Source organism: Burkholderia sp. A2 (assembly GCF_001729305.1).
Classification (GTDB): domain Bacteria; phylum Pseudomonadota; class Gammaproteobacteria; order Burkholderiales; family Burkholderiaceae; genus Burkholderia; species Burkholderia sola.
The window spans coordinates 1-209 of sequence record NZ_LZXX01000004.1 but is presented as its reverse complement, the minus strand read 5'-3'; the positions used below and the strand labels follow the sequence as shown (position 1 = coordinate 209).

General features: G+C 61.7%; 1 pseudogene. It reads right to left on the bottom strand.

From position 1 onward, the window contains the following. Positions 1 to 209 (bottom strand): annotated as a pseudogene (locus A9Z05_RS37335) (phospholipase D family protein); the annotation flags it as partial.

Here is a 209-nt window from a genome sequence, read left to right as displayed (position 1 = left end):
ATCATCGCCTTGTTGTGCATCCGGCGCGTGAAGCTGTCGATTCGCGTGAAGAAGTTGGTCGTGCGCTCGACCACGCCGCGCTGCGATGCGCCGAACGGGTTGAACACGCGGATCTCGATGTTCTGGTGCGTATTGAGCGCAGCCATCACGCGGTCGATATCGTCGAAGTTCAGGTCGTCGACCAGCATCCGCACGCGCACGCCGCGATC